Genomic DNA, 24798 nt, shown 5'->3' with positions numbered 1-24798 from the left:
GTGAACGGGTTGACGCCGATGATCGGCGAGGCCGGTGCCCGTCGGTCACCGCGCTTTATTTCCCGCAATAATTCCAGTGCCACGCTTCCCAGGGCATGTTGCGTTTGTTACTCCGCGAGTAAGTTTCTTTGAAGGAGAAGGCGGCTGCGTTCTCCTGCAACCAGGCATAGGCCCGGGTGTCGGCGAATCGCCAGTTGCTCGGGTGAAAGTCTACTGCGGTGCCGAGTGCATGCTGGGAATAGCCGGGCGGGGCTACGTAGCGAATGATATCAGTAAAAATCCGTCCCTGGGCCATCATTCGCTTGAAGATCGTCCGTTGATACCGCTCGCTGCGATAGCCTGATTCGACAAGCAGTTCCACACCGTCCTCGCGGGCGCGGTCGAGCATAGCCAGTAATGGCGGCAACGCAATCGAATGGACGTAGATATTTGTCCGGTTGTAGGTGAGTTCGGCAGGAACCTGGCGAAACGAATCGGAGGACAGCGCCGGTGCCTCGATTTTGTTGCCTGCCCACGGAGCCGGGACGATGTAGTAAAACCCGTCGATGACCACGATCTCCCGTTCCGTTACTCCGGTCGGTGAGGCCCTGTGGTGCTGTGTTGCAGCAGGGCCTGCCGGTGTCGCTCGGTCGGACCGGTCTGCGTGTGCTGCCGAAGATACCGCCAGAAAACCGGCGATAATGGCACCGGCGAGCAGCCGGGCCGGCTGAAGAAACGGGCGCACCAAACGATGGGTGACAGGGGGCGATAATCGTCGACGAGCGGTGTCTCTGTTCATGCGTCCAGATGTACCAGAGGTGCCGGCAGTCGGCAAGTACCGTTTCGGTCGTCGGCAGGTTGTTTGGCGCTCGTAACCCGACACCCTTGTTCGGCAATGGCAGCCCTGGTGATTTTTTACAGAGATTGATAGCTCCTTCTGTTATAGTAGCTCGCTGTCACAGGAAGACAACCGTGCTGAACGAACCCCAAACGTTAACCGCTGCCCGCTATTCGTACCGATGTTTCGCTTCTTTTTCATCGCCCTGATCTTCTGCCTGTCGTCCATCCGCCCCGGTCTGGCCGCACCGGCTTATGATGTTCTCTATGTCTGGGACGATAATCTCGACAACGTCCTTGATTACCAGAGCCAGCTGGCCGAATTGCTCGGCGATGAGGTGGCCCGTCAGTTGCGCATCGTTCGGCATGAAGACGGCCGCTTCGGGGTAATCTACGATCATAACGGCACAGCGCTCAGTTCGGCAAAGATCATGGTCCAGCACAGTGAGATCCTGCGCAATGCCGACTTTTCCGAATGTCTGGCCATCGAAGACAACGATTACGACGAGTTGTTCAACGTCAGTTACGGTCTCGGCCCCAATCTCGATGCGCTGAAAAAGGTTTATGACACGATCTATCGGGTCCTTGGCACCGAGGTTGGCAGCAACCTGTTTATCGAACAGACCGGTGCCGGCAACTACACGTTGATCTATCGCCGTCGTGGGGACCGAAGCTCGACCTATGCAGTGGCGAAGAAACATGCAAAGATGTTGAGACGTTACAAAATTTCGACGACGATAATTGCCGAGAACAATAACCCGGTGGTCTTCGGCGAGGCGAGCCTGCTCGATGACCAGAGCGTCGAACCGCCGCCGGAGAAATTGGTTATTGAAACTGTTTACAAACAACCGGTCCAGCCACGGCAGCCGACACTGTCGGTGGTAACGGACAGCGCGCTCTCCCAGTCGATCGAGGAGTTGATTAACGATATTCGCCGGCAGGGAAAACTGCTCAGCGAAGAACGGACCGGCTGGATGGTCTACGACCTGGCCAACGACCGGACCCTGGCCGAGATCAATGGCGATCAGACGTTTCAGGCGGCCAGCATGATCAAGCCCTTTGTCGCACTCGCTTTTTTCCATCAGGCGGCACGCAAGGAAATCCCCTACGGTCCGAAGAGTCGACGCAACATGGAATTGATGATCCAGCGCAGCAACAATAGTGCCACCAATTGGATCATGAGGGCTGCTGGCGGTCCGGAGAAAATCGATCGACTGCTCAAAGCGGAATACGGAGCTATTTTCAAAAATACCAGCATTGTCGAATATATTCCGGCCGGAGGGAAAACCTATCGCAACAGTGCCTCGCCGTCCGACTATGTGCGCTTTCTCAAAGAATTGTGGGAAGATCGCTTGCCCTACAGCAAAGAGATTCGTCGCCTGATGTCGCTCCCCAAACGAAACCGGCTCTATCACGGCACACCGATCCCGAAAGGGACGCTGGTCTATAGTAAGAGCGGTTCGACGGCGCATCTCTGCGGCGACATGGGTATTATCGTGCTACGCGGCAAGAACGGCAGGCGCTACCCCTATGCCCTGATCGGCGTCATAGAGCGGGAGAGCCGGGCCAAGGATTATGGCAATTGGATGCTGACCCGGGGCAATGTCATCAGAAAGGTCTCGTCGCTGGTCTATCGAGATCTCAAGAACAAGAAGTTGCCGTGAAAGCGGCAGCTTCGGTCAGCCTCTGGGGCGGGCGAGGATGGCAGGTCCTTGCAGGTGAAACGCTCTGTCTGCCGGTCAGTGGTTGACATCGGCTGTGACCGTGGACTGGAACTCAGCTTATACAAGGCAGCCACAGGGCCGCAACGTTGATGACGATCGGCCGTCGGCGTGAGCGGCCATTCGTATCGGCAGCGACTCAGCGGGAATAACCATGTTTGCCGAGAAACTCTATCGCTATGCCATCGATCGAATCAACGGTCGTTTCATCAGCGGCTGGAGTTTTCACCGCATCTTCACGAATCGCCCGGTCGCCGTCAGGGTGGCGGCTGACGGACATGATCTCGGGACGTTCTCCTGTCGCGAATACCGACGTGACCTGAAAGAGCAGGGGCTGCATCCGAGCGGGTGCTGCGGCTTTGATTTCAGCTTCCCGGCCGATTTCGATCCAAGACGATATAGCGCGCTGCACCTTTATTTCGATTCCAGCTCACGGCCGCTGGTCAGCCTCGACTGTCGTGAATTGCCGCTCCTTGCGCCGATTCCCGGGCGGCCGATATTTTTCATGCATATCCCGAAAACGGCCGGTACGTCGTTCAACGCGTTTGTCCGGCAGTGTTTCGCCGGCAGCGAGTACTTCACCCACATCGAACGGTTGGCTCAGCAGCAGCGTCGACAGATAACGGTGCGGGCCCGCTTTTTGTCCGGACACCTGCCCTGGCGTGAGATTGTCGAGGTGATCGAACCGGCGCACTATGATCTCTACGCTCTTCTCAGAGAACCCGTTGCTCACCTGCACAGCCATCTCAACTACGTTCGCCGGGTTCATACCGATGCCGAGCATGAGCACCACTTTCTGTTTCGCCACAACGACACGATCAGGGCGATGGGGACTCGGCTGGCTGCGATCGATTTTTCCGACACGGACCAGTTGCAGCGCTTTGTCGCCGACTTGTCCGGCTATCAATGTGATTTCTTCGACAATATCCAGACCCGCTATTTTCTCGACCACCGCCCCGAACGAGTGACAGAGGCAGATTATCGGCAAGCGGTTGAGACCGTCGAGCGTTTCACGGCAATCGGATTGACCGAGTACTACCATCACTTTCAGGACCGCTTCTGCCGTCATCTCGGCCTGCCTGCCCAACAGCAGACCCCTCGCTCCAACCGCTCGCAGCGCTACCATCTCTTCGACTGCGACACCCCGGAGATCATGAAGATTATTGATCCGTTGGTTTGTTTCGACCGACGACTCTACGACCTGATCGTTTGTCGGGATCAACAGATCGGTGGCCCGAAGCTCTCGTGAGCGGCGGCAAGATGCGTAACGTGCTCGTGCTGATACTATTCTTTGGGCTTGGCGAAGCGTTATGATAGCGGTGATCATCTTCTGTTTCGCCTATCTTGGCATTGCTCTCGGCAAGGTGCCCGGATTGCTCATCGATCGTGTCGGAGTTGCCCTTCTCGGGGCCATCGCCATGGTCGTGTTTCAGGTAATGACGCCCCATGAAGCGTTTCTCGCCATTGATTTGCCGACCGTTCTCTTGCTCTATTCGTTGATGATCGTTTCCGCCCAACTGCGCCTCGGCGGCTTTTATACCTGGGTTGCCCACCGCCTCGTACCGCTTTCCATCCATCCAAAGCTGTTTTTGCTGACAATCATGCTGGTGAGCGGTCTGCTCTCGGCTCTGCTGGCTAACGACATCGTCTGTTTTGCACTGACACCTGTTCTGGCGTTGGCCCTGCTCGCAGCCAGACTCAACCCCGTGCCGTTTCTTGTCGGACTGGCGGTGGCGAGCAATATCGGGTCTGCCGCGACGCTCATCGGTAACCCTCAGAACATGCTCATCGGTCAGACCGCACAGCTCGATTTTTTCGCGTATTTCATCTGGTGTGCGCCGCCGTCCTTGCTCGCCCTGGCGTCGGCATACCTGCTCATTCTCCTGTTTTTCCGCCGCCGACTCCATGGGGATTTAGTGGTGGTGGAAACGAGTCGTGAACCGGGCCAACCCTTCGACCGCTGGCAGAGTAGCAAGGGGCTGCTGGCCGTGGCTGTGTTGGTCGTTTTATTCCTGACTCCGGTGCCGCGGGAGATTTCGGCCATCGGGGTGGCCGGACTGCTGCTCTGCAGTCGGAAGATGAAGACCAGGGATATTACCGGCCTGGTCGACTGGCACCTGATCACCCTGTTCTGTGCCCTGTTTGTCCTTGTTCACGGGGTCACGCAGAGTGGACACCTAGACGCCAGCGTGGCATGGTTTTCCCGGGTCGGGGTGGATCTCGTCGAACCGTCCGTGCTGACAGCTTTTTCCGTAGTGCTCAGTAATCTGTTCAGCAATGTGCCGGCAGTCATGTTATTACTCGGCTTTCTCGATTCGTCCATACCGGAGCAATGGTATGTGCTGGCGGTTTCGAGCACCTTTGCCGGAAACCTGTTCTTGCTCGGCAGTATTGCCAATTTGATCGTCGTAGAACAGGCGGCGCGCTACCGGATCCGCATCTCTCTCGTTCAGCATGCGGCTGTCGGCATACCGGTGACCCTCGTGTCCATCGGTATTTTGCTGGGCTGGCTGGCCTTTGTTTAACGACGACACATAGTGCGGCCGGGCGAGCTTTTGTTGTGGTACCCGAAACGGTTCATCAAGGAGAGATGCATGTCAACAAAGCAAGGAGAAACCGAGCTGTCCCGGTTGCTGGCGGATTTGGCGCCGCGCCTGTTGGCGGAGAAATATGTCTTTTATTCTCTGCCGCACGGGAGCTATGGCGACGGCGCAGAGCTGGCGCCGGTGGCAAGCTTTCAGGAGGAAGAGGGCTTGACCCTGGTGGTTCCCGAACGGTGTGCAAAAGAGGCTCACATCGCGTATAGTTCTGTGTTTTGCTGTATCACGCTGACGGTTCATTCGAGCCTGACCGGCGTAGGCTTGACCGCGGCGGTGTCGACAAAACTGGCCAGGCGCGGGATCAGCGTCAACGTGGTTGCCGCCATGTATCACGACCACCTCTTCGTACCGGCCGATCAGGCTGGGCGGGCTCTGGCCGCTCTGGCGGCTGTGAGCGGCCCGCAGGCTTCTCGACGGATATGAAGGAGTCCAGGTAGAGCAGTCTTATTATTCGCACATTCAGAGCAAGGAGCATGACATGAAGGATCTTTTAGCACAGTGTGCCCGCTGTCCCTATAAACCCGCCGACCGTCTCTGTCGCAATGAAAACGGCAAGGCCCCCGAATTCTGTCCGACCCGCAACCTGCCCGAAGTATGCGCTCGGAGCCTGGCAGAATATGGTGCTAAGCCGGAGATTCACGAGTTTGCCCGGCAGGCCTCCATTCAGGAAGGTGAGGGATATCTCAACCGTGATCTCGGCTACGACCGCGTCCGGGCGGGCAAGACGAGGATTGAGGAAATCATCGAATTTGCAGGGCGGATGAACTACCGTCGCCTTGGCCTCGCTTTTTGCATCGGGCTGCGCAAAGAGGCCAAGACGGTGGAGCAACTTTTCGTTGGACGGGGGTTCGAGGTTGTTTCCGCGGTCTGTAAAGTGGGGCGCACCGACAAGGAGCAGATCGGTATCGAGAAGCACCAGCAGATCGACCCGCAGGTCTGTGAGGCGATGTGTAATCCGATCCTGCAGGCGATGGTGCTCAACGAGCAGAAGACCGAGTTCAACGTACTGCTCGGGCTCTGCGTCGGCCACGATTCAATGTTCTTCACCTACGCCGCGGCCCCCTGCACGGTGTTGGCGGTCAAGGACCGAATGCTCGGCCATAACCCGCTGGCTGCGATCTATAACGTGGACAGTTATTATCGCTGCCTGAAGCAGGAGTCGTAATCGGCGGCTGCGGACTGAACGGCCGGTCGTTTTACGGTTCGTCGCCGTTGTCGGCCGGTCGTTCGTCGGCAAGCAGTTCCATAATCGTGTCGTAGGCGCGCATATCGCCGAGCCACTCCAGCGGAATGGCCTTGATGCCGAGGTGAGCGCCAAGGATCATGCCGGCGGCGAGGCCGCGGGCGGCGGAGTCGCCGCCGGCCATCACGTTTTCAACGAGAGCGGTCTCCAGATCGCTTTCGTAGGTGGCAATCAGGTGGATGACGCCAGGCATCGCCGAGGCGATCGAGCAGGCCTGGCCGAAAGCCTTGATCGTTTTTCGAGTGTCCTCTCCGGCCGAGTCGAGTCCGGCCCGGACTTTCAGGTCCAGGTCAAGATCGTTGACTCCCTCGTCGAGCACCTCTTCCACTGCTTCCATCGGCCGTATCCCGGCCAGGACCTTCAGGGTGATTCTGGCCAGCACCTCGGCGCCGACCAGTACCGTCGGGTTGTTATGAGTCAGTTGTGTCTGCTCTCGCACCGCCGCCAGTAATTGGTCGGGATGGTTCTGGTAGCGGTAGACCAGCGGGGCGATGCGAGCCGCGCCGCCGAGGTCGGCCGAGGACGAGCCACAGGTCTGTGGCGACTGGCCGTTTTCCAGCCCGGCAAGCGTTTCCTTGGTCGCCTTGTCGATATAGCCGTTATAGGTGCGCAAGGCGTCATGCCAGTCTCGGGCAAACTTTTCCAGGGAAAAACCGTCGTGTTCGACGATCGAGCGGAGCAACACCAGCGTCTGGTCACCGTAGTGGGTAAAATGTCCCTTCTTTCTGTTCTTGTGAAAAGAGTCAGGCAGGGGGTGTTGCAGGGAGCGGATGGTGCCGAAGGCGGCGTCGATCTTATCGGTGTCGTAGATCCAGTGCGCACCGAGTGCCAGCGAGTCGGCAACGAATGACGCGAGAACGAGCGCTTTGTTATTCATGGGTCCCCTCCGTTCATGCCAGGCAAGACGAATTTTGATAAGTCCCACAAACAATAGTGATAATACGTGCGGCTGTCAAAAGGACGACAGAAAAGAATTAACCCGATTTCCATTGGTCGTTGTGACCTCCGGTATCGGGGGGCGGCATTGAGAAGTGGTTTTCCGTCGTTGCCGGAGCCCGTCTTGTGTTCCCTTCCGTTGTGTCTTACCATTGTGACGTCGGTGCTGGACTGTCTCGTTGTCAGGCGACAGCCGCCACCGGCCGATTTGTCGCGTTGTTCAGATTACCATCTCAACAAGGGAGGAAGACCATGGCTGTGCGCAACATTTTGATGCTTGTCGGCGATTTCGTGGAAGATTACGAGGCAATGGTACCGTTTCAGATGCTGACCATGGTTGGTCATACCGTCCATACCGTCTGTCCGGACAAAAAGGCCGGCGAGTCGGTCCGTACCGCGGTTCATGACTTTGAGGGTGACCAGACCTACAGCGAAAAGCCGGGGCATAATTTCGCGATCAACACGACTTTTGCCGAAGTCGATCCGGCCGCCTACGACGCCCTGGTCATTCCGGGCGGTCGCGCTCCCGAATATATCAGGCTCAACCCGCGGGTGCTGGAGATCGTCCGTGCCTTCGCCGCGGCCGGCAAGCCCATTGCTGCGGTCTGTCACGGACAGCAGGTGTTGGTCGCCGCCGGGGTGGTCGAGGGCAAGACCTGCACCGCCTACCCGGCGGTCCGGCCCGATATCGAACGGGCCGGCGGCATCTGGGGAGAGGTCAACGACACCTTCTCCAACGCCTATGTCGACGGCAATCTGGTGACCGCGGCCGCCTGGCCGGGCCATCCGGAATGGATGCGCGCGTTTCTCAAGGTGCTCGGCAGCACCATTGAACCTTGACATACGGTAGCAGCCGGCGGATCTGCTGACAGTCCGAAAGAGAGCAGCGCTACTCCGCTTACTCAACTGTTTGTTTCGAGAATGCCATCGACCAGTGTCAGCCGGCGGTCCATGCGGGCCGCCAGTTGCAGGTTGTGGGTGACCATCAGCACCGCCAGGCCGCGCCGGCGGCAGAGATCGTGCAGCAGGTTGAAGACCAGCTCGCCGGCCCGGCTGTCGAGGTTGCCGGTCGGCTCGTCGGCGAGCAGCAGGTCCGGCTCCATGATCAGGGCGCGGGCCAGGGCGGTGCGTTGCTGTTCGCCGCCGGAGAGTTCATTGACCCGATGCTCCTGGCGATGATCGAGCTCGACGGCGGCCAGCAGACGGCGGGCCGGCGCTGTCGCCTGGCTGCGCCTGGCGCCACCGATCAGGGCCGGCATCATCACGTTTTCCAGTGCGGAAAATTCGGGGAGCAGGTGGTGGAACTGGAAGATAAAGCCGAGCGAGCGGTTACGAAAGCCGGCCAGTTCCCGCTCGCCTTTCGTGTCGAGCCGCTCGCCGTTGAACAGTAATTGCCCTGAACTTGGCGCGGCCAGGGTGCCGAGGGTCTGCAGCAGTGTCGTCTTGCCGGAGCCTGACGCACCGACGATGCCGGTCATCTCTCCGGGCCTCAGGGTCAGGTCGATCCCCTTGAGCACCTCGATCTGTTTATTTCCGTTGCCGAAAATCTTGCGGATAGCTCGCGCCTCAAACAGCGGTTCGCTCATGACAATACCTCCGCCGGTTTGACTCGCGAGGCCTGCCAGGATGGGTAGAGGGTTGCCGACAGGGTGATGACGATGGAGCTGCAGGCGATGATGGCCACGTCAAGGGGCAACACCTTGATCGGCAAGGTGGTCATCGGGTAGACGTTGGACGGCAGCTCGATGAACTGGTAGCGCGACAGCAGTTCGCACAGGCCGAGTCCGCCGAGTACGCCGAGGATCGTACCGACGCAGGCGATCACCAGACCCTGCAGGAAAAAGATCTGCATGATCGACCGAGAGGTGGCGCCCATCGACTTGAGGATGGCGATATCTCTGCCCTTCTCCATGACCACCATGATCAAAGCGCTGATGATATTCAACGCGGCGACCAGGATGATCAGGGCCACACAGATGAACATGCCGATTTTCTCCAGCTTGAAGGCGGCGAACAGGTTGCGGTTCATGGCCATCCAGTCGCGGGCGATGGTCCCCGGGCCAAGCTCAGTGGCGATTGCTCCGGCGATCCGGTCGGCGCGGCTCAGCTGGTTTTTCTCGACGAGCACCTCGATGCCGTGGGCGATATCGCCGCTCTCCAGAAAGGTCTGGACGGCCGGCAGCGACATATAGGCAAGCGACGAGTCGTATTCGTACATGCCCGATTCGAATATGCCCACCACCCGGCAGGTCTTGATCTTCGGGATAACTCCCATCGGCGTCAGCGGACCGGAAGGTGAGATCAGCCGGACCTTGCCGCCGGGGGACACCCGGAGGTCGGCGGCCAACTGTTTGCCGAGGATGATGCCGGGGACCGGGGCGCCGGCCTCGTCGACGAGGTCACCGAGCGAGCCGGCGATCAGCTGGTCGGCCAGGATGATCACCGAATCGGCAGTGACCGGGTCGATACCGCGCAGGACCACACCGGAGCCGCCGCTGGCGGAACTGACCAGAGTTTGCGCATAGAGATAGGGCGTTGCGCCGACGACCCCCGGTACTTCGAGGATCTGGCGGCGAACCCGTTCGTAGTCGGTGATCCGGCCCTCGCTGCGCTGCACGATGATATGCGAATTGACGCCGAGGATCTGATCACGCAGCCCTTCGGTAAAACCGGTATAGACGGACAACACGACGATCAGGGCGATGACCCCGACGGTGATGCCGATCACCGAGATCAGCGAGATCAGCGAGATGAACCCGTGCCGGTGCTTGGCGCGCAGGTACCTGAGGCCGATAAACCACTCGAACATATCAGGCGTCCAGCTCCGGATCGACGACGGCGGTGCGCTCCTCCGGCTTCATGTGCGGAAAGAGAATAACGTCGCGAATCGACGGCGAGTCGGTGAGCAGCATGACCAACCGGTCGATGCCGATCCCTTCGCCGGCGGCCGACGGCATGCCGTATTCCAGCGCCCGGATGTAATCGGTATCGAGTTCCGGGTGGATCTCTTCGTCCTCGCCGCGCTCGGCGATCTGCTTCTCGAAGCGGTGTCGCTGGTCGTCCGGGTCGTTCAGCTCACTGAATCCGTTGGCGATCTCCCGGCCGGTGATGAACAGCTCGAACCGGTCGGTGACCGCCGGATTTTCTTCGTTGCGTCGGGCCAGCGGTGAGACCTCGGTCGGATAGGAGGTGATGAAGGTTGGGTCGATGAGCTGTTCCTCGACGAGCAGTTCGAAGAGTTCTGTCTTTGCTTTGCCGGCACCGGCCTGGGCTTCGAGTTTGATGCCGCGCTGTCGGGCCATCTCGATAACCTGTTGGTCGTCGGCGAGCAGTGAAGATTCGATTCCGGCGATCTCGGTCAGGGCCTGGTCCATGGTCAGCCGTCGCCACGGCGGCGCCAGGTTGACCGGATTGCCCTGGTAGCTGATCTGCATGGTGGCGTGGACCTGCCGGCAGACCGAGGAGATCATCTGCTCGGTGAGTTCCATCATGTCCTCGTAGGTGGCATAGGCCTGATAGAACTCGAGCATGGTGAATTCCGGGTTGTGCCTGGTTGAGAGACCCTCGTTGCGGAAGTTGCGGTTGATCTCAAAGACCCGTTCAAATCCGCCGACCAGCAGCCGTTTCAGGTAGAGTTCCGGGGCGACGCGCAGGTAGAGGTCCATGCCGAGTGCATTGTGGTGGGTCTTGAACGGCTTGGCCGTTGCACCGCCGGGCAGGGGCTGCATCATCGGCGTCTCGACCTCCATGAAGCCGCGATCGCTGAGAAAGTCGCGGATCAGTTTGATGATCTGTACCCGGGTGCGGAAGGTGGCGCGGCTCTCCGGAGTGACGATCAGGTCGACGTAACGTCTGCGGTAACGGGTCTCGACATCGGTCAGACCGTGCCATTTTTCCGGCAGCGGCCGGAGCGACTTGGAGATCATGGCGATCGCCATGGCATGGATCGATAACTCACCGGTCTTGGTTTTGAACAACGTGCCCTCGGCGCCGACGATATCGCCGATGTCCCATTTGCCGAAGATAGCAAACTGCTCCTCGCCGACCGTATCCTTGCGGACGTAGACCTGGATCCGCGCGCTGCTATCGGCCAGGGAGAAAAAGGCGGCCTTGCCGAATTTGCGCATGGCCATAACTCTCCCGGCAACGCGGTAGACGGCGCCGCCGGCCTCTTTTTCTTCCGGCTGCAGAGGCTCACCGCTGGGCAGCAACTCGGCGATCCGGTGGCGCGGTTGAAAAGAATTGGCGTAGAGCTTGACGCCGAGGTCGGCCAATGCCGCCGCTTTTTCCCGGCGCTGCGCAAGAAACTGGTTGTCGGTACCCATTGTCCTTTCCTGATTGTTGATGGCGTTGCGATGCCCGAACCGGGACGCCCGCCGCAAGACTGCGGGGACGTTAATATGGTGTCTGCGTCGGTCGGGTCGGTTGCTGCGAGGCTCTCAATTTACAAAGGGGACAGATGTTGAATCTGTCCCCTTTATCTGGTGCTGCGTGTGTCTTCACCCTTCAAATCGTTTACCGGCATTCGTCCGGGTTGTCAATTCTTTTCCAGCAAAACAACGGTTTCGATGTGATGGGTCTGGGGAAACATATCGATCGGCTGGATGGCAACCACGCGAAAGCCGGTGGCCGTCAATTCCGCGCAGTCACGGACCAGTGTCGCCGGATCACAGGAGACATAGATCAGCCGGTCATGGCAAAGGCGGCCGAGCAACGCGGCCAGGCCGGGCATCCCTTGGCGCGGCGGATCGCAGACGATGACATCGAAGGATTGCGCCTCCTCGACCAGCTGACGGCAACCGTCGACGGCGGCTGCCTGCCGGAATGTGAGGTTGTCGAGGTTGTTCCGGGCCGCGTTCAGGCGGGCGCTGCGGATAGCACTGCCCTGGCTTTCGATGCCGAGCACGTGAGCTGCCCGGCGGGCCAGCGGCAGCGAAAAATTGCCCATGCCGCAGAACAGATCGAGGACACGGCTGGTTTCGTCGATCGCGGCCAGGGATGTGACACAGTCGATCAGGACCCGGTTCTGGTCGTTGTTGACCTGGCTGAAACCGCCTGCTTCCCAGGCCAGCATCAGTGGTGGTGTTCCCGGAAGTTCCATGGACAGCAACCGGCTTGCGGCGCCTTCAGGTGTGCCGAACGGTCCTTCGGCGGCGAAGTTCCTGCCGACGAGCAGGATCCGGGTCCGTTCGCCCCCGCCCTCGCCGAGTTGCCGTGCCGCGGTGCGGTCGGCGGGGCGGGGCGGCCGCCGGAGCTGGAACAACAGGCACAGGGACGATTCCCGCGGATCCAGCAGAAATTCGACCGACTCGCTGTTGCCGGCCAACATGCGAAACGGCTTTGCCCCACCGCAACGGTTCAGGCTCTCATTGATCAGGGGATGGGCGAGCAGGCAGCGATTTATCGGGACTACCTGGTGCGAGTGAAAGCGGTGGAAACCGACCTGCCCTCGGTCGTCGATCCGGAGCCGAATGCGCTGGCGATAGCCAAATGGTTGAGCCGCTCCGCGGACCGGAGCGATCGAGCTGGCCTGACTGCTGATCGCCGGGACCGGACTGCGGGCGAAGAGGTCGACGAGGATGTCGTGTTTGAGCCGGCACTGGGTGTCATAATTGGCATGCTGCAGGTTGCAGCCGCCACAGCGGCCGTAGAACGGGCAGGGCGGTTCGATGCGGCCGCGGTGAGGGGCTACGATAGCCGTTGCCCGGGCATGGTCGAGCTGTTTGTGCTGACGGTCGATGGCGATTGTCGCCGTCTCGCCCGGCAGGCCGAACTGGACCAATACGGTCTTGCCATCCGGCAGGGAGGCGAGGCCGTAACCGCCGTTGACCACCTTTTTTATCGTGACGACCTGACTATTCTTGCAGTTCACAACCATATCCGACTATAATGGCCATCGTGCCGTCTTGCTGTCCGTCGGTTGTTCTCCGGGCGAGCACCCGTCCATCATCCGCTGCCCATAGTACACGATCATTGCGTTATCGAACCCCGTTTTTTTTCTGCCTGCTGCTGGTTATGATTGCCGTCGACGGCAGGTGTGAAACCGACCTTACCGTTTCGGTTACCGGGGTGGAGGGAAGACTCCACGAAAACGTCATGGCCCGTCTGCGCATCAATCTCTTCCGGGCAGACAGTTCGCTAAGTGCTGCTGAAATCAGGCGCCTGCACCGGCTTGCCGAAGAAGACATCGTTTCAGCCCTGCAACCCTACGGCTATTACAACGTGACGGTCGACGGGCGATTGGAACGTGACGATGCCAGTTGGCAGGCGGTCTACCGGGTGGCGCTCGGCGACCCGGTGGTGGTCACCGATCTCTCCGTCGCCGTCATCGGCGAGGCCGCGCAGCTGCCCGAATTGGCCGATGCTCAGGCGCGCTTCCCGCTGCGGTCGGGGGCAGTGCTCGACCACCAGCGCTACGAACGAGGGAAAAAAGAGCTGTTGCGTCGCGCCCGCTCACTCGGCCTGCTTGCAGCGACCTATACCACCAGCGAAATCAGGGTGGACCGAGCGGACAACGGGGCCGAGATCGAGTTGGTTCTCGATACCGGCAGACGCTTTGTCTTTGGCGAAGTGGATACCGATCAGCTGGTGATCTCCGGGGAACTGCTGGCCCGCTTCCTCCCGTTTCAGCCCGGGGAACCGTTTAGCCGATCGCTGCTGCAGGATCTGCAGCGGGACCTGTACCGGACCGACTGGTTCGATACCGCGGTCGTTGCCGCCGATACCAGTGATCTGGAGCATCTTTCGGTGCCGGTGACTATCAGACTCACCGAACAGGAGCATTACAACCGCTACAGCTTTGGTGTCGGCTACGCCACCGATATCAGGAGTCACGTACGCTTCGAATGGTTGAACCGGTTGCTCAACAAGCAGGGGCATCGGGCGTTCGCTTCCTTTCTGGTCGGTGAACAAAAGAGTCTCGGCCTGATCAATTATTCCGTTCCGGTGGCCGATCCGCGGTTCAGTACGGTGACCGCCAGCGGTCTGTGGAACCGCGAATTGTGGGAAGATACGGTAACCAGTAAGGTGTCGGCCGGGCTCGCTTATGACTATCTCACCCCCGAGTATCTCTTCGGAGTTTCCGTCGAGGTGCTCAACGAGGATTATCGGATCGGCTCGACGCGCGGTTCCACCAGCCTGTTGATGCCGGGGGCCAAGGGATCGCTTGCCTTGGCGGATGATGTGGTCAACACCGAAAACGGCCTGCGCGTCACCGTCGACATCAGTGGGGCCAGCCAGGATCTGCTGTCCGAGACCTCGTTTCTCAAGCTGCGCGGCGACGGTAAATTGATCCTCAGTCCGGTCGACGGCTGGCGGTTGATCGGCCGTGGTTCGATCGGCGGCATCCTGGTCGAGGACATCGATGACGTCCCGCCGTCGCTGCGCTTCTATGCCGGCGGGGAAAAGAGCGTACGGGGCTACCGCTATCGCAGCCTCGGGCCGGCCGACGACAGTGGCAATGTCATCGGTGGCCGACTGCTGCTGACCGGCAGTATTGAAATCGAGCGCCGTTTGTCGCGTTACTGGCGGGCGGCGGCCTTTTACGATGTGGGCAACGCGATGGACGACTTCGAGGTCGATCTGGTTGACGGCGTCGGCATTGGTATCGGTGTCGCGCTGCCGTTCGGCCAGGCACGACTCGACCTGGCCTACCCGCTCCAGGACGAGGGCCGGTCGCAGGCGGTCTATCTCAGCGTCGGTGCCGATCTGTGATACGTAAAATGGTGATAGCCGGGGGGGTGGTTTGCCTCGTTCTGCTGGCCCTGGTTGCCGCGTTGCTGTTCAGCAATGCCGGCTTGAGCACGACCGTCCGGCTGGTCAGTGGACTTTCCGGCGGCGGAGTCGTCATCGGCGAGAGCCACGGTCGCCTGGCCGGCGCCTGGCGCCTTGAGAACGTGGTTGTGGAAATGAGCGGTGGCCGGATTACCATCGGTGAGTTGGCCTGCCGCTGGCAGCCTCGGAAGCTGCTGCGCGGCACGCTGTCGATCGGTGCGTTGACCGCCCGCCAGGTAATGGTAACGGTGGCCGATACGGAGCAGGGAGAGACGGAGACCGCACCGGTCAAGGGTCCGGGCGAACTGCCGTCGCTGAGCCTGCCGTTTGCCATACTGCTCGGCAGCCTGGAGGTAAACGAGCTGAGCGTCCGGGATGAAGCCGGCGGCGAGCTGTTTCCGTTGATCCGTATGTCGGCCGGACTGGCGCTGGAGCACGGGCAGCTGAACCTGACCGAAATGCGGTTGCAGACGGCCGACTTTCAGCTTGATCTCGCCGGCAGCGTGCGCAGTACCGGCGACTGGCCGCTCAACCTGGACGGTAGCTGGTCGGCCGCGCTGCCGGGCTGCCATCAGCTGCAGGGGACTGCCGTCGTGGACGGTTCAGTGGCCGCAGCGGAAATATTGCTGCAGTTGGAGCAACCGCAGGCAGTGACGATGAACACCACCCTCACCGGCCTGCCTGGCCAACCGAGCTGGCAGGTGCAGGCCGGTGGCCGGCAATTGGACCCGGCGGCCATTTGCCCCGCCTGGCCGGCAGCGACGCTCGACCTTTCGCTTGCAGCGAGCGGCAGCAACACCGATTATCGCGGCGATATCGCCATTACCGCCGCGGCTCCCGACCTGCCGGCGGTTTCCGTGACGCTCCCGGTTTCCGGCACGCTCGCCGGGCTGATTCTGGAGCACGGGCGCTTCGAAGGGGTCGGCGGCAGTGGCCGGCTGGATGGCCGATTGAGCTGGCGGGACGAGCTGTCCTGGCAGCTCGAGCTCGATGGCAGCGGCTTTGACCCGGGTTCTTTCAACCCCTCGCTGGCCGGTCCGCTCGACCTGACGGTGCGTGCTGACGGCCGAGTCGGCGATGCCGGTCTCTCCTGGCAGGCCGAACTCGTTGCTCTGCACTACCAAAGTGAGTTTATCGATGAGCCGTTGACCGGCCGGGCGTTGCTCACCGGTTCGACGACGGGTCTCGATGGCGATGTGCAGTTCACCGCCGGCGGCAGCAGTGTCTCGGCGCGGGCGGCGGTCGGTTGGATTGACGGGGTGGATTGGGACGGCCGGGTGGTGCTAGACGCCTTCGATCCATCGCTGCTCGATGATCTGCCGGGCGGCGCCATCGACGCGACGATAGCCAGCCGTGGTCGCAGCGGCGGGCAGCATCTCGAAGTCGAGTCGACCGTGGAGCGTTTGTCGGGCCGCCTTGCAGGCTATCAGATAGCGGGCGGCGGTGGACTGACCTATCGGGACGGACGATTGCTGGTCAACGACCTGCAGGTCCAGAATGGCGCCAATCGGCTGGTCATCGATGGGACGGTCGATGACCGGCTCGACTTGAAGATCGTGGTTGACGGCGCCGAGCTGGAGCGACTCTATGAACCGCTGCGCGGTGATGTCGCACTGTCCGGCCGACTGTCCGGAACGCGCAGCGCCCCGGTGGTCGATGGCCGGCTGACGGCGACATCGCTGGCGTATCGTGGCTATGGACTGCAGTCCGGCAGCGGGACCATTCGTTTCGGCCATGACGGCCCGGAGACGATTGATGTGGGCGTGCAGGTCCGAGAACTGACGGGTGACGGCTTGACGGTGGAACGCGGCGGTTTGCAGGTTGTCGGTTCGCGCGGCGACCACCGGGTCGATCTCGACCTGCGCGCCGCTGCCGGGCATTTGCGGGTGATGTTAACCGGTGCGCTTTCAGAACAATGGCGTTGGGCCGGAACCCTGCATGAGGCTGGTTTCGTATCAGAGATGTACGGCGAATGGCAACAGCGCGGCACCGCCGCCTGTCTGTTTGGTGCCGACCAGGTGGAGGTCGACGGGCTCTGCATCGCATCCGGGGCATCGTCTCTGTGCAGCGATGGTGCTTGGCACTCTGCCGGCGATTGGTCCGTCGATCTTTCCTCACTGCGTCTGGCCCTTGGCGATCTCCATGGCTGGGGTGTGGCGAATTCCCCGCTGGCCGGCACCGTTGAAGGGAACCTATCGCTCGGCGGCGAGGGAATCCTGCTGAGGCACGCCGCTGGCATGTTCTCTGCCGCCGAGCTCTCGATCAATGTCGGTGAGGGAGGGTGGTATCCGGAGCTGCGCTGGAACGACAGTCGGCTCGATGTGAAGTTGGTCGACCAGCGTTTGACTGCCGGGCTCTCTTCCCGGTTCAGCGATGCCAGTCTGCTTACCGCCCGGCTGGCGATAAACGAGATGACCGGATTTGACGCCGATTTCCGGCGGCTGCCGGTCAGCGGTTGGCTTCGACTCGACGATGTCGCCCCCGACCCGCTGGCGCCCTTGACCGATGATTACCTGCTACCGTCCGGCCGGTTGACTGCCGATCTGAATATCGGCGGCGAGCTTGGCAGACCATGGCTGTCCGGCCGCGTCGTTCTGGAAGATGGTCAGATCGGTTTCCCCGAGCTGGGTATCGCGCTGAGCGATCTGCAGGGTACCGTGCATGGCCGGGGTGAGCGGTTGACCGTCGAACTGCGCGGCCGCTCGGGCGATGGTACGGCTCACGGCAGCGGCGAAATGTCGTTTCCCGGTTCCGGTTGGAGCGGCAATTTCCGGATCAGCGGGGATAAGTGCCTGCTGGTCGACCAGAGTGAGCTGATGATCGTTGCCAGCCCCCAGGTTGAATTGGCGATCGGTCCGGACGGCGGCAGCCTGAACGGTCGGGTACTGGTCCCGGAAGCGCTGGTGCAGCCGGAGGAGATGCGCGGCTCGGTATCGCCGTCGTCCGATGTGGTGTTTGAGGATCAGAACGAAGAATCGTCAGCCTGGCCGTTTCGTTTCACTGTCGATGTCGAACTGGGTGAAAAGGTACGGGTCGAGGGCTACGGGGTGGATGCGGAGTTGACCGGGGGACTCGTCGTCAGCGATACTCCCGAGCAGGGGGTGACCGGCCGCGGCGAACTGGTCGTCGCCGACGGCACCTTTGCCCTGTATGGTCAGCCGCTGCAGATCAGCCGCGGCCGATTGGTCTTTTCCGGTGCTATGATCGACAACCCGGACCTTGACATCGTTGCCCGAAAAACGGTGCAGGGGGCCGCTTTCGGCTCGGACGGAGCGGTGGTCGGCGTCAAGGTTACCGGCAGTGCCCAAGATTATCATCTGGAGCTGTTTTCCCAACCGACCATGGCGGAAAACGACATCGTCGCCTACCTGTTGCTGGATAAACCGATTGCCGCCGGCGACGACAGCAGCCGAGGCATCGTCAACGAGGCGATCAGCGCGGTCGGTCTCGCGGCCGGCAATGACATCCTGGGGGATATCAGCGGTTTCCTGCCAATCGATGACTTGCACCTGGAGGGCAGCGCCGATCAGGGTGGAGCATCGCTGGTCCTCGGGAAACGCTTGACCGACGATCTGTCGATCAGTTACGATTTCAACCTGTTCGAACATGCCGCCGCCTTTCGGGTACGCTACGAGTTCGGTCGCGGCTTTTCCGTGCAGAGCAGAAACTCTATCGAGTCGAACGGCGTGGAGTTGCTGTATTCATTTGAACGCTAGGCCCGGGCAGTCGGGCTGAGGCGGCGGGGGAGGTGTCATGGATTTGCAACATCGTATTCAGGGCCAACTGCAGGAATCACTGAAGAACCGTGATACCGAGCGGACTGCGGCTGTCAGGGTGCTCATCGGTGAATTTCAGCGACAGCCTGACAAACAACTCAGTGACGACCAGGTCGTCGCCATCATCAAAAAGCTGATCAAATCGGAGAGCGAGCTGCTGAGTGCTGCCGGCCGCTCGGGATCAACCTTTATTGAGATCCTGGAAGGGTATCTCCCCCGGCAGGCCGATGAGGAGGAGATCAGGGCCTGGATTTCCGAGAACATCGAGTTGGCCGACTATGCCAATAAGATGCAGGCGATGAAGCCGATCATGGCTCATTTCGGCAGCAGTGCCGACGGGGCGACGGTAAAACGCATCCTCCAGGATTTTTAAGTATGCGACAGTGGCGATGGAGAGGGCTGCGGATACCACGATAAGGAGACTATTATGCTTGGCAGCAGAAAGACGAAACGGGAGCACGTGCTCGTTCTCGGTCTCGGCGGCGTCGGCTTTTATCTGGCAAAGCGGCTGGCCCTCGAGGAATATGCCGTCAGTGCTATCGAACCCGACGCCAGCAGACTGCGCTATGCCGATGAGGCGCTCGATATCAGACTGATCAAGGGCGAGGCGATGGATATCGAACGGTGGCGTGAGGCTGACGCATCATCGATGTCCTGCGTTATTGCGGTTACCAATAACGATGCGGTCAACATGATGGCCATGCGGATCGGCGAAAAGTTCAATATTCCCTGCCGGATCGCCCGGGTTCGTTCCCGACAGTTCGGCTTGGCCGATTCCGTTCTCGGCATCGAAGACCTGCGCGCCGATCTGCTCATTCATCCGGAAGAGTTGGTCGCCCAGGAAATCGTACGGTTGATCAGATTGCGTGACGGCAATGAGGTGATCGAGATCGCCGGTGGCCAGATACAGATGCTGGCTGCCCGGATCGATGATGATTCGCCCCTCGCCGGCAAGAAGCTGCGGGACATCAGTCAGGAGTTTGCTACGTTTGCTTTTCGCGTGGTGGCTATCGCCCGCGGTATCTCGACCATTATTCCGAGCGGTAATATCGAGTTGCAGCCACACGACCAGATTGTCATCATGGTCGGCGACCGCAATCTGTCGGAGATGATGAATATTGTTGGGATGTCCCGGAACAGCCGGCAACGGATCATGATAGTTGGCGGCGGACTGATTGGTCATCGGGTTGCCGAATTGCTGCAGAAATCGGTGGAGGTCAAAGTGGTCGAGGCCGACGAAGAACGCGCGCAGGCTCTGGCCCAAACCCTGTCTCATGCGGAAGTGTTGCAGGGTGACGGTTCCAATGCCGCCGTACTGGCCATGGCCGGGGTCGAGGATGTCGATACCTTTATTGCCGCCACCGGTGAGAACGAGACCAATATTATGAGCTCGTTGCTGGCTAAAAACTTGATCGTCAAGAAACAAAACGGTGGCGCCAAAGCGGGCAACGAAAAGACTATCGCCCTGGTCAACAAGGAAGATTATCTAGTGCTCGCGTCAACCATCGGTATCGATCTGGCCCTGAATAAAAAGATCATGGCGGCAAGTGAAATCATGAAATATATTCGGCGCAGTGAACTTCTTTCGGTCGCGCATTTGCACGGTTTTGATGCCGAGGTGGTGGAACTGGTGGCCGCGCCGAAATCGCCGATCACGAAAAAGCCGTTGGCCCGGCTCGATCCCTCCTTCCAAGACCACATCCTGGTCGGTGCCGTCTTTCGTGCCGACAGCTGGCGGATCGCCGTCGGCGACACCCATATCAAGGCCGGTGAACGGGCCATTGTCGTCTGCCAGTCGCTGCAGCTGCGGCACGTCCGTCGTCTCTTTGCGGTCTAGCCCCCCCTGACGGGAAGTTACAACGAACAATGAAAAGCGGCGCCCTGTCTACAGCCCTTCGGGCCTGACTTTCCGTCCAGCTGGGCCTTCTTGCCGCAGTCTCCGGTAAAACCGGCCAGCCCGGAAAACTGATTCCAGATAAACTGCCGGTACCCGTTAGCGTCGCCAGAAAGCGGGGAAGAAGATAATCAGCACGGAAAACATCTCCAGCCGGCCGACCAGCATATTAAAACAGAGGAACCATTTGCCGAAATCGGAGATGAAAGCGAAATTCTCAGATGGACCCACAGCGCCGAACCCCGGACCGATGTTCATCAGTGACGAGATGACGGCACTCATTGCCGACAGGTAGTCGAGCCGGTCGGAGAGGACCATGACGCAACCGCCAAGCAGGACCATGAAGATGTTGACGACGAAATAGCAGACCGCCAGATCGATGACCGCCTGCTCCACTGGACGGCCGTTGAGGCGGACGGAGACGACCGACAGGGGCTGAATGAAAATCTTTTTGATGGCCCCGACGAGATATTTACACAGAATAACGTAGTGCACCACCTTGATACCGCTCGTCGTCGAGCCGGCGCAGGCGCCGATAAAACAGACGACGAACAGGAACATCTGGGCGGCCTGCGGCCAGCGCTCATAATCGGCGGTGGTGAAACCGGTGGTGGTCAGCAGCGATGTCACTTGAAAGGTGCCGAATCGCAGCGCTTCGGCAAAGCTTTCGTAGGTGCCGGCCGCCCAGAGATCGAGCGATACGGCACCGCAGAAGGCGCTCAGCAGCACTAGATACCAGCGCAATTCGGTATTGGCCACGACACTGCCGAGCCGGCCGCGCAGCAGTTGGTAGTAGAGCAGGAAGGTGATTCCGCCGAGGAACATGAAGGTGATCACGACCCAGTCGATGTAGGCGCTGCCGTAATGACCGATGGAGGCGTTTTTCGGCGAATAGCCCGAGGTGGATACGGTGCCGAAAGCGGTGCACAGCGCGTTAAAGAGGTCCATGCCGCCAAGCAGCAGCAAGCCGGCCTGCAGGATGTTCAGGGAAAGGTAGATGGCCCACAACCAGATCATCGCGTCACGGTTGCGAGCGACGAATTTTTCCCGAGTGATGACCTGACCGGGGCTCGATTCGGCCCGAAAGATGCGCAGACTTCCCATGCCGTGCGGCAGGAAAATCAGGGTCAGAGTCAAAAAGCCCATGCCACCGAGCAGATGCGTCTGGCTGCGCCAGAACAGCAGCCCGTGCGGCAGGGCCTCGATATCGGTAAGGATACTCGCTCCGGTGGTGGTGTAGCCCGACATCATCTCGAAATAGGCGTCGGTGAACGAGCCGATGGAGCCATGCAGCAAGAACGGCAACGTAGACAGCGCAGAGATGATGACCCAGCCGCTTGCGGCGACCAACACCCCCTCTCTGAAACTAAGATCGCTGAAATGTCGGAAGAACAGGCGCAGCAGCAGGCCCGCCGACGAGATAACACAGGCCGAAACAGCCAGGGGCCACAGGTCGTCCCCGCCATAGAACAGGGAACAGGTTATCGGCAACAGCAATGAGCCGCCGGTTACCAACAACAGGGTGCTCATGACATGGCAGATGCAGGCCAGGTTCACGTTGCCCCCCTCCTTTGGACTGCTGCCGCAGACGCGATGGCCGCAGTGGAGATCGGGCCGGTTCTCGCGGGACGGCGGCGACAACGCCCTGGGAACGGTTGCAGTGTTCCGGGCGCTGCGTCCGTTGGCCTGATCGTTTTATTCTTTCCAGTTTGCATAGGGAGAGCGCGCCAGGCAGGCATTGTAATAGCGGTGATCCCCGGTGACCTCGGCGCCGACCCAGGAGGGGCGGGCGAAGATCTGGTGCTCGTCGGCCAGCTCGATCTCTGCCAGCAGCAGGCCGCGGTTTTCACCGAAAAACTCATCGATCTCCCAGGTAAAGCCCTGATAGTCGACCCAGTACCTGATCTTTTCGATCAGCGGGCCGGGGCAGAGTGTTGCGAGCATCTCGTCGGCCTCTGCGATCGGAATCTCATATTCGAATTCGAGCCGGCGTGCGCCGTCACCGGGACCCTTGATAGTCAGGAAACCCCGCTCTCCGGCGCGGCGGACCCGCACGGTCCGCTCCCGGTCGGCGACGATGTAACCTTGCCGATACGTGGTGCCGACGGCGGTCTGCCGCCAGTCGGAGCCGACGATCAGGAATTTTCTTTCAATCTCGATGCCCATCGGGCGCCTCGTTATCAGTTTTCGGTTCGGGGCCGGTGTCGTCGGGTTGCCTCTGATCGGTTTCCGGAGGAGCATGTTGCCGGCGATCCGGCCGGAGCACCATGTTCATATCCGGCAGGTAGGCGCGGAAAACGGTGCCGTAGATTTCCCAGATGGTAATGAACAGCGCGGCGATGATCGGGCCAATGATGATGCCGAGGATGCCGAACATGGCAATGCCGCCCAGGGTGCCGAAGAGCACGAAGAGATCGTGCATTTCAGTATCCTTGCCGACCAGGCGCGGCCGCACCAGGTTGTCGAGATTGCCGGCCACCGCGCCGCAGAGCAGCGCCAAGATGAGAGCGCCGCTGAAATCGCCGATGAGCAGCAGGATGACCAGCGCCGGCACCCAGACCAGGGCTGTGCCGAAGGCCGGGATGATCGATGCCGCCGCCATGACCGTGCCCCAGAATACCGAGCCGTTGATGCCGGCCAGGGCAAAGGCCAGCCCGCAGATCGAGCCCTGTAGCAGGCCGATGATCAACGTGCCCTTGATGGTGGCCCGGGTCACCGAGGTGAAGCGGCGTAGCAGCAACTGCTCGTCGGCATCGCGCAGCGGTAGGAAATAGAGAATCTTGCCGAGCAGGACGTCGCCCATGAACAGGAAGTAAAACATCACGTAGAGCATCACGATCGTGCCGAAGATCGCGTTGATGGTCAAATTGGCCACCGACGACAATCCGTCGATCAGGAAGGAACTGACGGTGCCGACCAGCTGGCCGGCCTTTTCGATCAGTACGTCGCGATATGGCAGGAGCTGGTCGAGATAGGGGATTTTCTCGATATAGCGGTTGAGGATCGTCGGTTCGTTGATCAGGGTCTGGACGAACGGTGTGATCGACTGGGCGACGTTGATCGCCTGGCCCACCACCACGCCAATCAACACCGAAAGCGGTGCCAGGACCAGCAGCACCATGGCGACCACCGTCAGGACCGAGGCGATTTGCGGGCGGTTGCCGAGTTTCTCGTTGAGCCAGCGATGGGTCGGACTGAGCATCGCGGAGAAAAGCCCGGCCATGAACAGCGGCATCAGAAATTGTTGAATCATCGACAGGAATACCGCTGAAATGATCAACACCAGGCCCAGCAGGACCAATTTTTGAACGGCTTGAGTGCGCACGGAACCTCACTCTGCACGGCGGCTGTCGGACAGCCGCTCGAAACGATTGATGTCTTTGTTTTTTCTGACGTTGTCGGCCTTGAAGACGGTGCCGTTCATAACGATATAGACCCCGGCCGGCAGGGTCTGCACTCCGATCAGAGCGCCGCCGATATTGAACAGGGCGTCGCTGCTATGGAATAATGCCGGTTGCAGGGCGCCGGTCAGGACGATGGTCTTGCCGACCGCCTCAGCCAGGGCCCGGCCGGTCTCGGCCATGGTGTCGGTACCGTGGGTGATCAGTACCCTCCGCTCCGACGCTTCGGCCACAGCCCGACAGATGACCCGGCGATCCTCGTCGGTGAGATCGAGGCTGTCCTTGCGCATCAGGGAAACGATTCGATACGGGGGCGACAGGTTCAGTTCGGCCAACAGTTTTTCCACGTGCGGCGGCCCGACTTCATAGGTGCTGCGGGCATCGAAGTAGAGTTTGTCGATGGTGCCGCCGGTGGTCAGGATCAGGATGGGGTCCATGGCATGGTCGCGCTGCGCGAGGTTCCGGTTCGGGACGATCGGTATGGGCCGGTCGGTGATGACCCGGCGCGGTATTCTCAGATGCACGTCTGTCGGCTTCGGGGCGGCAGACGGTTGCCGTCGTCAAAAGAATTGTCTCTCTCTTTTATCCGTGTTTATATACTTGCTTCAAGGAGAAAGTGGAAGTTTTTCAACGGAGTC

General features: G+C 60.3%; 20 protein-coding genes. 10 read left to right on the top strand and 10 right to left on the bottom strand.

Features of this window, described 5'->3' with window-relative positions:
* Positions 1-55: 55 nt before the first annotated feature.
* The gene (locus BUC26_RS02990) at positions 56-778 is read right to left on the bottom strand and encodes a M15 family metallopeptidase (RefSeq protein WP_084540405.1); all 723 of its coding nucleotides are present in this window, start codon (positions 776-778) and stop codon (positions 56-58) included.
* Between the two features lie 220 nt (positions 779-998).
* Between BUC26_RS02990 and BUC26_RS02985 the strand changes: the two genes are divergently transcribed.
* From BUC26_RS02985 to BUC26_RS02965, 5 genes are all read left to right on the top strand, one after another.
* Positions 999-2480, top strand: a complete 1482-nt coding sequence (locus tag BUC26_RS02985) for a serine hydrolase (RefSeq protein ID WP_073373339.1) — start codon at positions 999-1001, stop codon at positions 2478-2480.
* A gap of 211 nt (positions 2481-2691) precedes the next feature.
* Positions 2692-3786: a hypothetical protein gene (locus BUC26_RS02980; protein ID WP_073373338.1), complete on the top strand. Its 1095-nt coding sequence runs from the start codon at positions 2692-2694 to the stop codon at positions 3784-3786.
* Between the two features lie 61 nt (positions 3787-3847).
* On the top strand, positions 3848-5062 hold the full coding sequence (locus BUC26_RS02975) for an anion transporter (protein WP_073373337.1): 1215 nt from the start codon (positions 3848-3850) through the stop codon (positions 5060-5062).
* Between the two features lie 69 nt (positions 5063-5131).
* Positions 5132-5560, top strand: a complete 429-nt coding sequence (locus BUC26_RS02970) for an ACT domain-containing protein (protein WP_073373336.1) — start codon at positions 5132-5134, stop codon at positions 5558-5560.
* Positions 5561-5615: 55 nt separating this feature from the next.
* Positions 5616-6302 carry a DUF1847 domain-containing protein gene (locus BUC26_RS02965; protein WP_073373335.1) on the top strand — a complete coding sequence of 229 codons (687 nt, stop codon included), beginning with the start codon at positions 5616-5618 and terminating at the stop codon, positions 6300-6302.
* A 31-nt stretch (positions 6303-6333) separates the two neighbouring features.
* Here the strand turns inward: BUC26_RS02965 and BUC26_RS02960 are convergent, their stop codons facing one another.
* Positions 6334-7257, bottom strand: a complete 924-nt coding sequence (locus tag BUC26_RS02960) for an ADP-ribosylglycohydrolase family protein (RefSeq protein ID WP_073373334.1) — start codon at positions 7255-7257, stop codon at positions 6334-6336.
* Positions 7258-7568: 311 nt separating this feature from the next.
* On the opposite strand from BUC26_RS02960, the gene BUC26_RS02955 reads away from it, so the two are divergent.
* The gene (locus BUC26_RS02955; protein WP_073373333.1) at positions 7569-8156 is read left to right on the top strand and encodes a DJ-1/PfpI family protein; all 588 of its coding nucleotides are present in this window, start codon (positions 7569-7571) and stop codon (positions 8154-8156) included.
* Between the two features lie 62 nt (positions 8157-8218).
* Here BUC26_RS02955 and BUC26_RS02950 read toward each other — a convergent pair whose 3' ends face one another.
* From BUC26_RS02950 to BUC26_RS02935, 4 genes are all read right to left on the bottom strand, one after another.
* The gene (locus BUC26_RS02950) at positions 8219-8902 is read right to left on the bottom strand and encodes an ABC transporter ATP-binding protein (protein ID WP_073373332.1); all 684 of its coding nucleotides are present in this window, start codon (positions 8900-8902) and stop codon (positions 8219-8221) included.
* Positions 8899-10125 carry a lipoprotein-releasing ABC transporter permease subunit gene (locus BUC26_RS02945; protein ID WP_073373331.1) on the bottom strand — a complete coding sequence of 409 codons (1227 nt, stop codon included), beginning with the start codon at positions 10123-10125 and terminating at the stop codon, positions 8899-8901. Before BUC26_RS02945 ends, BUC26_RS02950 begins: the two co-directional genes overlap by 4 nt.
* Position 10126: 1 nt before the next feature.
* Positions 10127-11641: a lysine--tRNA ligase gene (gene lysS / locus BUC26_RS02940; protein ID WP_073373330.1), complete on the bottom strand. Its 1515-nt coding sequence runs from the start codon at positions 11639-11641 to the stop codon at positions 10127-10129.
* Positions 11642-11853: 212 nt separating this feature from the next.
* On the bottom strand, positions 11854-13188 hold the full coding sequence (locus tag BUC26_RS02935) for a class I SAM-dependent RNA methyltransferase (RefSeq protein ID WP_161949791.1): 1335 nt from the start codon (positions 13186-13188) through the stop codon (positions 11854-11856).
* 101 nt (positions 13189-13289) lie between these two features.
* Here BUC26_RS02935 and BUC26_RS02930 point away from each other — a divergent pair, with 101 nt between their 5' ends.
* From BUC26_RS02930 to trkA, 4 genes are read left to right on the top strand one after another with little or no spacing between them, the layout of a single operon-like run.
* Positions 13290-15029: an autotransporter assembly complex protein TamA gene (locus BUC26_RS02930; RefSeq protein ID WP_073373328.1), complete on the top strand. Its 1740-nt coding sequence runs from the start codon at positions 13290-13292 to the stop codon at positions 15027-15029.
* On the top strand, positions 15026-18805 hold the full coding sequence (locus BUC26_RS02925; RefSeq protein WP_143165889.1) for a translocation/assembly module TamB domain-containing protein: 3780 nt from the start codon (positions 15026-15028) through the stop codon (positions 18803-18805). Before BUC26_RS02930 ends, BUC26_RS02925 begins: the two co-directional genes overlap by 4 nt.
* Before the next feature lie 37 nt (positions 18806-18842).
* Positions 18843-19238 carry a GatB/YqeY domain-containing protein gene (locus BUC26_RS02920; protein WP_073373326.1) on the top strand — a complete coding sequence of 132 codons (396 nt, stop codon included), beginning with the start codon at positions 18843-18845 and terminating at the stop codon, positions 19236-19238.
* A 54-nt stretch (positions 19239-19292) separates the two neighbouring features.
* Positions 19293-20702, top strand: coding sequence for a Trk system potassium transporter TrkA (gene trkA / locus BUC26_RS02915; protein ID WP_073373325.1), 1410 nt, complete (start codon positions 19293-19295; stop codon positions 20700-20702).
* Between the two features lie 156 nt (positions 20703-20858).
* Here the strand turns inward: trkA and BUC26_RS02910 are convergent, their stop codons facing one another.
* The 4 genes from BUC26_RS02910 to BUC26_RS02895 form a co-directional block, all read right to left on the bottom strand.
* Positions 20859-22316 (bottom strand): TrkH family potassium uptake protein, encoded by a 1458-nt coding sequence (locus BUC26_RS02910; protein ID WP_073373324.1) that lies wholly within the window; start codon positions 22314-22316, stop codon positions 20859-20861.
* Between the two features lie 138 nt (positions 22317-22454).
* Positions 22455-22925, bottom strand: coding sequence for a CYTH domain-containing protein (locus BUC26_RS02905; protein WP_073373323.1), 471 nt, complete (start codon positions 22923-22925; stop codon positions 22455-22457).
* Positions 22909-24084 (bottom strand): AI-2E family transporter, encoded by a 1176-nt coding sequence (locus tag BUC26_RS02900; RefSeq protein ID WP_084540403.1) that lies wholly within the window; start codon positions 24082-24084, stop codon positions 22909-22911. The genes BUC26_RS02905 and BUC26_RS02900 overlap by 17 nt, the downstream gene beginning before the upstream one ends.
* Before the next feature lie 6 nt (positions 24085-24090).
* Complete coding sequence (locus BUC26_RS02895; protein WP_073373433.1) at positions 24091-24597, bottom strand: asparaginase domain-containing protein; 507 nt, start codon at positions 24595-24597, stop codon at positions 24091-24093.
* Positions 24598-24798: the final 201 nt, after the last annotated feature.

The organism is Desulfofustis glycolicus DSM 9705 (assembly GCF_900130015.1).
GTDB classification, from domain to species: domain Bacteria; phylum Desulfobacterota; class Desulfobulbia; order Desulfobulbales; family Desulfocapsaceae; genus Desulfofustis; species Desulfofustis glycolicus.
The sequence above is the reverse complement of the archived record's forward strand: the minus strand, read 5'-3'. Positions and strand labels throughout refer to the sequence as shown.

Bases quoted from the DNA above. Each gene is read 5' to 3' on its own strand.
- BUC26_RS02955 (WP_073373333.1), top strand. From the start codon at position 7,569: ATGGCTGTGCGCAACATTTTGATGCTTGTCGGCGATTTCGTGGAAGAT.
- BUC26_RS02965 (WP_073373335.1), top strand. From the start codon at position 5,616: ATGAAGGATCTTTTAGCACAGTGTGCCCGCTGTCCCTATAAACCCGCC.
- lysS (WP_073373330.1), bottom strand. From the start codon at position 11,641: ATGGGTACCGACAACCAGTTTCTTGCGCAGCGCCGGGAAAAAGCGGCG.
- BUC26_RS02970 (WP_073373336.1), top strand. From the start codon at position 5,132: ATGTCAACAAAGCAAGGAGAAACCGAGCTGTCCCGGTTGCTGGCGGAT.
- BUC26_RS02985 (WP_073373339.1), top strand. From the start codon at position 999: ATGTTTCGCTTCTTTTTCATCGCCCTGATCTTCTGCCTGTCGTCCATC.
- BUC26_RS02945 (WP_073373331.1), bottom strand. From the start codon at position 10,125: ATGTTCGAGTGGTTTATCGGCCTCAGGTACCTGCGCGCCAAGCACCGG.
- BUC26_RS02960 (WP_073373334.1), bottom strand. From the start codon at position 7,257: ATGAATAACAAAGCGCTCGTTCTCGCGTCATTCGTTGCCGACTCGCTG.
- BUC26_RS02990 (WP_084540405.1), bottom strand. From the start codon at position 778: ATGAACAGAGACACCGCTCGTCGACGATTATCGCCCCCTGTCACCCAT.
- BUC26_RS02905 (WP_073373323.1), bottom strand. From the start codon at position 22,925: ATGGGCATCGAGATTGAAAGAAAATTCCTGATCGTCGGCTCCGACTGG.
- BUC26_RS02980 (WP_073373338.1), top strand. From the start codon at position 2,692: ATGTTTGCCGAGAAACTCTATCGCTATGCCATCGATCGAATCAACGGT.
- BUC26_RS02920 (WP_073373326.1), top strand. From the start codon at position 18,843: ATGGATTTGCAACATCGTATTCAGGGCCAACTGCAGGAATCACTGAAG.
- BUC26_RS02975 (WP_073373337.1), top strand. From the start codon at position 3,848: ATGATAGCGGTGATCATCTTCTGTTTCGCCTATCTTGGCATTGCTCTC.
- BUC26_RS02895 (WP_073373433.1), bottom strand. From the start codon at position 24,597: ATGGACCCCATCCTGATCCTGACCACCGGCGGCACCATCGACAAACTC.
- BUC26_RS02950 (WP_073373332.1), bottom strand. From the start codon at position 8,902: ATGAGCGAACCGCTGTTTGAGGCGCGAGCTATCCGCAAGATTTTCGGC.
- trkA (WP_073373325.1), top strand. From the start codon at position 19,293: ATGCTTGGCAGCAGAAAGACGAAACGGGAGCACGTGCTCGTTCTCGGT.